The sequence below is a fragment of the Kitasatospora sp. NPDC040550 genome (genome assembly GCF_055594965.1).
The window spans coordinates 191592-198148 of the sequence record NZ_JBVIWC010000002.1 but is presented as its reverse complement, the minus strand read 5'-3'; the positions used below and the strand labels follow the sequence as shown (position 1 = coordinate 198148).

Below are 6557 nucleotides of genomic sequence, written 5' to 3'. Positions count from 1 at the left end.
TGGGGGGAGACGAGGAAAGGCAGGGGATCCCCCTCCCCCCCCCCCTGGGTCCCCCCCCGCCTTCGCGACCTACCGACCTACCGACCGACCGGCCCCGGCCCCGATCCTGGCCCCGACCCCGGCCCAGGTCCCTCAGCCCGCCGGCGCCCGCGGGACGATGACCGGGGCGCCGTCGTCCGGGGCCGCCAGGACATGGCTGTCGATGTCGTACAGCGCCCGCACCAGCGGCGCGTCCACCACCTCCCGGGGCGGCCCGCAGGCAACCACCGCGCCGTCCCGCAGGGCGACCAGCAGGTCGGCGTAGCGGGCGGCCGCCGCGAGGTCGTGCAGCACCATCACCACCGTGCGCCCGCCGGCCGCGACCGCGCGGACCAGTTCCAGCACCTCCACCGCGTGGCCGAGGTCGAGCGCGCTGGTCGGCTCGTCCAGCAGCAGCACCGGGGCGTCCTGGGCGAGCACCATGGCGAGCCAGCAGCGCTGGCGCTGGCCGCCGGAGAGCTGGTCGAGGCGGCGGTCGGCGAGGGCGTCGACGCCGGTGGCGCGCAGGGCCTCGGCGGTGAGCCGCTCGTCGTCGGCCGACCACTGGCGGAACAGGCCCTGGTGCGGGTGGCGCCCGTAGCGGACCAGGCCGGCCACGGTGACCGCCTCGGGGGCCCGCGGGCTCTGCGGGAGCAGCGCGACCCGGTGGGCGGCGCGGCGCGGGCGCAGCTGCCAGATGTCCTCGCCGCCGACCAGGATCCGCCCGCCGTCCGGCTTGTGCAGCCGGGCCACCGCCCGCAGCAGGGTGGACTTGCCGCAGCCGTTCGGGCCGACCACCGCCACCACCTGCCCGGCGGGCACGGTGAGGTCGATGCCGCCGAGCACCGGGCGGCCGGGGCGGTACCCGGCGGTGACGCCCTGGATCGTCAACTCCATGTCTCAGCCCCCGGTTCCGCTCGCGCTCAGGAACCGGACAGCGCCTTGCCGAGGTCGCCGATGACGACGTCGGCCGCCAGCGGGCCGCCCCGGGTGGACCAGACCGAACCGTCCACGGTGACGGCGTGGTTGTTCTTCACCGCGTTCAACTGCTGGTAGGCGGGCTTGGACTGGACGTCCTTGAGGGCGGCCTTGCCGTCGTCGGTGAGGGTGGACAGGAACAGCCAGTCGCCGTCGATCTCGGCGAGCTTCTCCAGGCTGAGCGCCGGGCTGTGGGCGTTGCCGTCCTTGTCCTGGGCGGCCGGGCGGGTGAGGCCCATGTCGAGGGCGACGCCGCCGGCGAACTGCTTCTTCTCCATCCAGCTGGGGCCGGTGGGGTTCCAGCGGACGATGGAGACGGCGGCGCCCTTGTTCCTGCCGAGGTCGGCGCCGGCCTTGGTGGCCTTGGCCTGGTAGTCGTCGATCACCTTGTTGGCCCGGTCGAGCTTGTTGACGGCGTTGCCGATGCCCCGGAAGGCGAGCTTCCAGTCGTCGGTGGGTGCCATGGTGACCAGGGTGGCGGGGGTGATCTCGCGCAGCTGCTTGAGCACCTGCTCGTCCTGCATGTCCCCGGCCAGGATGAGGTCGGGCTTGGCGGCGATCACCTTGTCCATCACCGGCTGGAGCAGGTTGCCGACCACCGGCACGCCCTGGACCTTGTCCTTGAGGTAGGCGGGCGGCTCGTTGAGCCCCTGGCCGTTGGTGATGCCGACCGGCTTGACGCCGAGGGCGAGCACCGCGTCGAGGTCCTCCTGGGTGAGGGTGACGATCCGCTGGGGCTCGGCGGGGACCTCGACGGCCTTGCCGGTGGCGTCCTTGACGGTGCGCTTGCCGCCGTTGGCCGCGTCCGCCGCGCTGCCCGGGGCGGCGGACGCGGAGTTGGAGGGGTCCCCGGACGTGGACGAGGACCCGGCGGAGCCGCACCCGGCGAGCAGGAGGGCGGCCGCCCCGGTGACGGCCAGCACCCGGGCCGCGCGGCGGCCCGGGGCTCCCCCCGGCCGGAGGCCGGGGGAGGGGCGGAGCGGGCTCTGGGCGTACGGCATGGGTGCCTCCGGGGCGGGGGTGGTACGGGAGTTGGGCGGCGTCCGGGCAGCCCGGCACGACGGCGGTGCCGGCGGGACGCCCCGGACATTAGGTTAGCCTTACCTTATGACATCGTCGCAAGTGGGCGCCCCCGAAGCGCCCGCCGTCACCGCACCCGGCGCCCCTCCCCCACCGGCCCGCCCTCTCCGGGACAGCGCCTGGCCGGTCGCCGTCGGGGCGGTCGCGGTCCTGCTCGCGCTCACCGCGCTCTCGCTCTCGGTCGGCGCCGGCGAGGTCGGGCCGGGACGGGTCCTGGACTACCTGCTCGACCGCGGCGGCGCCCGCGCCGACAGCCGACTCGCCCTCGTCGTGGGCGAGTTGCGACTGCCCCGCACCCTCACCGCGCTGCTGGTCGGCGCCGCCCTCGGCGTCGCCGGCGCCCAGCTCCAGTCCGTCACCCGCAACCCGCTGGCCGAGACCGGCCTGCTCGGCGTCAACGCGGGCGCCTCGCTCGGCGTCGTGCTCGGCATCGCCGTGCTCGGCGTGCAGACCTCCTACGGGTACCTCGCCTTCGCCTTCGGCGGCGCCGTCCTCGCCAGCACCCTGGTCCTGCTGATCGCCGGCAGCCGGGGTGGCGGCTCCCCCGTGCGGCTGATCCTCGGCGGCTCCGCCGTCGGCGCGACCTTCGGCGGCATCACCGGCGTTCTCATCGTCAACTCACCGGAGGCGTACGACCGTTACCGGGTCTGGGTGCTCGGCTCACTGGCCGGGGTGGAAGGCTGGACGACGCTGGCCCAACTCGCCCCCGTCCTCGGCGCCGGCTTCCTGCTCGCCCTGCTCACCACCCGGCCGCTCACCGCCCTCGCCCTCGGCGACGACCTCGCCCGCGGCCTCGGCCACCGCCCCGGCGCCACCCGCGCCGCCGTCGCCGCCGCCGTCACCCTGCTCACCGCCTCGGCGGTCGCCCTGGCCGGGCCGATCTCCTTCCTCGGCCTGCTCGCCGGCTTCCTGGCCCGCGCCCTCGCCGGGCCCCGGATCGGCCGACTCACCCTGCTCGCCGGACTGTTCGGCGCCGCCGTGCTCACCGGCGCCGACGTGCTCGCCCGGGTGGTCGCCCGGCCCTTCGAGGCGCCGGTCTCGGTGATCGTCGCCCTGGTCGGCGCCCCCGCGCTGATCGCCATCGTCCGCTCCCGCCGCTCCGCCGCCCTGGCGCTCAGCGACCCCGCCGCCGAGGCCCCGCCCGTCCAGCGCTCCGAACCGCGCCCGGCCCGGCCGGACCCGGCCCTCCGGTACGGTGCCTGGTCCCTGCTGGTACCGCGCCGACCGCTGCTCGCCGGACTCGGCCTGGCCACCGCCCTGCTCGCCGCCGTGGTCGTCTCCGCACACGCCGGACAGAGCGAACTCGGCCTCGGCACGACCTTCCAGGCCGTGTTCGGCCACGGCGAGCGGCTGGACGTCCTGCTGGTGCAGAAGTTCCGCCTCGGCCGGATCGTCGCCGGGCTCGCCGCCGGAGCCGCCCTCGGACTCGCCGGCTGCCTCACCCAGACCCTGGCCCGCAACCGGCTCGCCACCCCCGAACTCCTCGGCGTCAACGACGGCGCCACCGCCGCCGTGCTGATCTCCGCCACCGCCTCCGGCACCTTCGGCGCCTGGTGGGCCGGACCGCTCGGCGCGCTGGCCGCCGTCCTGGTCGTCAGCCTGGTCTCCGGCGGACTCGGCGCCCGCGGCTACCGGGTACTGGTCGTCGGACTCGCCATGTCGGCGCTCGCCTCGGCCGTCATCCAGGTCGCCCTCGCCCGGCGCTCGCTCAACTCCGCCGGCTCGCTGTACGTCTGGACCTCCGGCAGCCTCAACGGCCGTGACTACGCCATCGCCACGCCCGTGCTCGTCGGACTCGCCGTCCTGGTGCCGACCGCCCTGGTGGTGGCCCGGCGGCTGGCGGTGCTGCGCTTCGACGACAGCGTGGCCGCCGCCCTGGGCGTCGACCCCGGCAGGGTCCGGCTCGCCTGCCTGCTGCTCGCCGTCGCCCTCGCCGGGCTCGCCGTCGGGGTCTGCGGGCCGGTCGGCTTCGTCGCCCTCGCCGCACCCGTGCTCGCCGCCCGGCTGGCCGGACCGACCCGGGTGCCGGTGCTCGGCTCCGCCCTCACCGGCGCACTGCTCGTCGTCCTCGCCGACACCCTCGGACGGGTGCTGATCGGCGGGGTGGAGATCCCCGTCGGCATCGTCACCACCGTGCTCGGCGGCCCCTTCCTGCTCTGGGTGCTGCTCGGGCGCCGCCGGAGCGCCGCATGAACCGACCCTGGAGCTGAGACCCTTGGACGCCTTCCCCCTGATCGCCGCCGACCCGGACGACCCCGCGTACCGGCTGGTCACCTTCGTGCACGGCGGGGACGACTGCGACGGTGTGCTCGCACTCCTCCACACCGTCACCGACAAGGACCGGCACGCCGGCGACCTGACACCCCACCTGATGGCCCGCCGCAACGACCGCTGGGAGATCACCTACCGGCTGCGCGCCGACCACCGCGCCTCCTACCAGCTCCACCCCTTCCACGGCGCGCCCCCCGGCACCAGCCGGGCCGACTGGCTGCACGTCCTCGACCACGCCCGCCCCGACCCGCACGACACCGAACCCCGCCTCCCCGCCCGCGACGGCCGCCACCCCGCCTCGGTGCTCAGCCTGCCGCAGGCCCCCGCCCAGCCGTACACCCGACGGCGGGACGACGTGCCGCGCGGGCGGACCCTCCCCCGAACGGCGGCCGGCCGACGGGTGGACGTCCACCTCCCCGCCGGGCACCGGCCCGGCCTCGGCCCGTACCCGGTGGCGGTGCTGCTCGACGGCGAGATGTGGGGCGAGGTGCTCTCCGTCGGCGACACCCTCGACAACCTGACCGCCGACGGCGCCCTCCCGCCCACCATCGCCCTGCTGGTGCACACCATGGGGCCCGGCCGCCCCGAGGACCTGAGCTGCAACCCGGCCTTCGTCGACCTCCTCGCCGACCGCCTCCTGCCCTGGGCCGCAACGGAGTTCGGCGCCACCGACGACCCCCGCCGGACCGTCGTCGCCGGCCAGAGCGCGGGCGGCCTCACCGCCGCCTTCGCCGCCTTCCGGCGCCCCGAGCGCTTCGGCAACGCCCTCGCCCAGTCCGGCTCCTTCTGGTGGCCGGACGAGACGGAGTTCGACGAGGGCAGCGAATGGCTGACCCGCCGCTTCGCCGCCGAACCGCGACGGGCGGCCCGGTTCTACGTCGAGGTCGGCCTCCAGGAATGGATGCTGCTCGCCCAGAACCGGCACCTGCGCGACGTCCTCACCGCCCGCGGCTACGACGTCGAGTACCGCGAGTTCAACGGCGGCCACGACTACGCCTGTTGGCGCGGCGGCCTGGCCGACGGGCTGGCCCACCTGCTGGGCCGGGCGTCGACGAACGACCCGTGCTAGCCTCACGGGCGGCAGCGCGACGGCGCCCGCCCCGGACGAGACGTGCGCCGTACCCGGCCCGCCAGGACGACGCACCAGGGAGTCGTCATGACCGCCGCCGGCGCACCGGTCGCCCGTCCGCTGGACGTGCCGTGGATCCACGGCTCGCCGTCCGCGAAGCACAACACGGACCCGGAGATCCAGGTCCACGAGTACGACGAGCACACCGTCATCCTGCGGCAGAACAAGGCGGTGCACTACGAGGCCCCGTTCCTGTTCCTGCTCTTCGGCACGGAACGGGCGGTGCTGATCGACACCGGCGCGACGGCCCGGCCCGAGCACTTCCCGCTCCGGGCCACCGTCGACGGCCTGATCACGCGGTGGCTCGCCCGCAACCCCCGGGAGCACTACCCGCTGCTCGTCCTGCACCCCGCTCCAGCTCACCGTCGACCACCTGCACCGCATCCGCGCCGCCCTCGCCGAACTCGGCGACCGGCCGCGGCGGCACGCGCTGGACGACCTGATCCTCTGACCGAACGGCTGACGGCGGCACCGCGGTCCTGCCGTTCAGTCGTTCAGCCGTCAGCCGTTCGGCCCCGCCGCCCCCGCTAGCTCTGCTTGATCGCGGAGATGTCGAACTCCAGCACCACCTTGTCGCCGACCAGCACGCCGCCGCCCTCCAGCGCCGCGTTCCAGGTCACCCCGAACTCCTTGCGGCTGATCGTCACCGAACCCTCCAGGCCCACCCGCAGGTTGCCGTACGGGTCCACCGCGTTGCCGGTGTACTCGAAGTCGATGGTGACCGGGCGGGTGGTGTCCTTGATGGTGAGGTCGCCGGTGACCCGGTACTCGCTCTCGGAGACGACCTCGACCGAGGTCGAACGGAAGGTGATGTCCGGGAAGTTGGGGGCGTCCAGGAAGTCGTTGGTCCGCAGGTGCTGGTCGCGCTGCTCGACCCCGGAGTCGATGCTCTCCGCCTTGATCACCACCTGGCCGGTCGACCGCGACGGATCGGCCCCGTCCAGGTGCGCGCTGCCCTCGAACTGCCCGAACGAACCCCGCACCTTGGTCACCATGGCGTGCCGCGCGACGAAGCCGATCCGGGAGTGCGCGGGGTCGAGGACGTAGTCCCCGGTGAGCTCGGGAAGCGAAACGGTCATGA

The 6557-nt window shown here is 75.0% G+C and carries 6 protein-coding genes; 3 read left to right on the top strand and 3 right to left on the bottom strand.

Features of this window, described 5'->3' with window-relative positions:
* Positions 1 to 132: 132 nt before the first annotated feature.
* Both ACZ58X_RS03680 and ACZ58X_RS03675 read right to left on the bottom strand, forming a co-directional pair.
* A complete protein-coding gene (locus tag ACZ58X_RS03680) occupies positions 133 to 915 on the bottom strand; it encodes an ABC transporter ATP-binding protein (RefSeq protein ID WP_470332047.1) in 783 nt (260 codons plus the stop codon).
* A 26-nt stretch (positions 916 to 941) separates the two neighbouring features.
* Positions 942 to 1997, bottom strand: a complete 1056-nt coding sequence (locus ACZ58X_RS03675; protein WP_470332046.1) for an ABC transporter substrate-binding protein — start codon at positions 1995 to 1997, stop codon at positions 942 to 944.
* A gap of 106 nt (positions 1998 to 2103) precedes the next feature.
* Here ACZ58X_RS03675 and fhuB point away from each other — a divergent pair, with 106 nt between their 5' ends.
* The 3 genes from fhuB (at position 2104) to ACZ58X_RS03660 (ending at position 6007) form a co-directional block, all read left to right on the top strand.
* Positions 2104 to 4269 carry a Fe(3+)-hydroxamate ABC transporter permease FhuB gene (gene fhuB / locus ACZ58X_RS03670; protein ID WP_470332045.1) on the top strand — a complete coding sequence of 722 codons (2166 nt, stop codon included), beginning with the start codon at positions 2104 to 2106 and terminating at the stop codon, positions 4267 to 4269.
* A gap of 22 nt (positions 4270 to 4291) precedes the next feature.
* Positions 4292 to 5416 (top strand): enterochelin esterase, encoded by a 1125-nt coding sequence (gene fes / locus ACZ58X_RS03665; protein WP_470332044.1) that lies wholly within the window; start codon positions 4292 to 4294, stop codon positions 5414 to 5416.
* An 87-nt stretch (positions 5417 to 5503) separates the two neighbouring features.
* Positions 5504 to 6007 (top strand): hypothetical protein, encoded by a 504-nt coding sequence (locus tag ACZ58X_RS03660; protein ID WP_470332043.1) that lies wholly within the window; start codon positions 5504 to 5506, stop codon positions 6005 to 6007.
* Here the strand turns inward: ACZ58X_RS03660 and ACZ58X_RS03655 are convergent.
* A complete protein-coding gene (locus ACZ58X_RS03655) occupies positions 6004 to 6555 on the bottom strand; it encodes a YceI family protein (RefSeq protein ID WP_470332042.1) in 552 nt (183 codons plus the stop codon). The genes ACZ58X_RS03660 and ACZ58X_RS03655 overlap by 4 nt on opposite strands.
* Between the last annotated feature and the right edge of the window lie 2 nt (positions 6556 to 6557).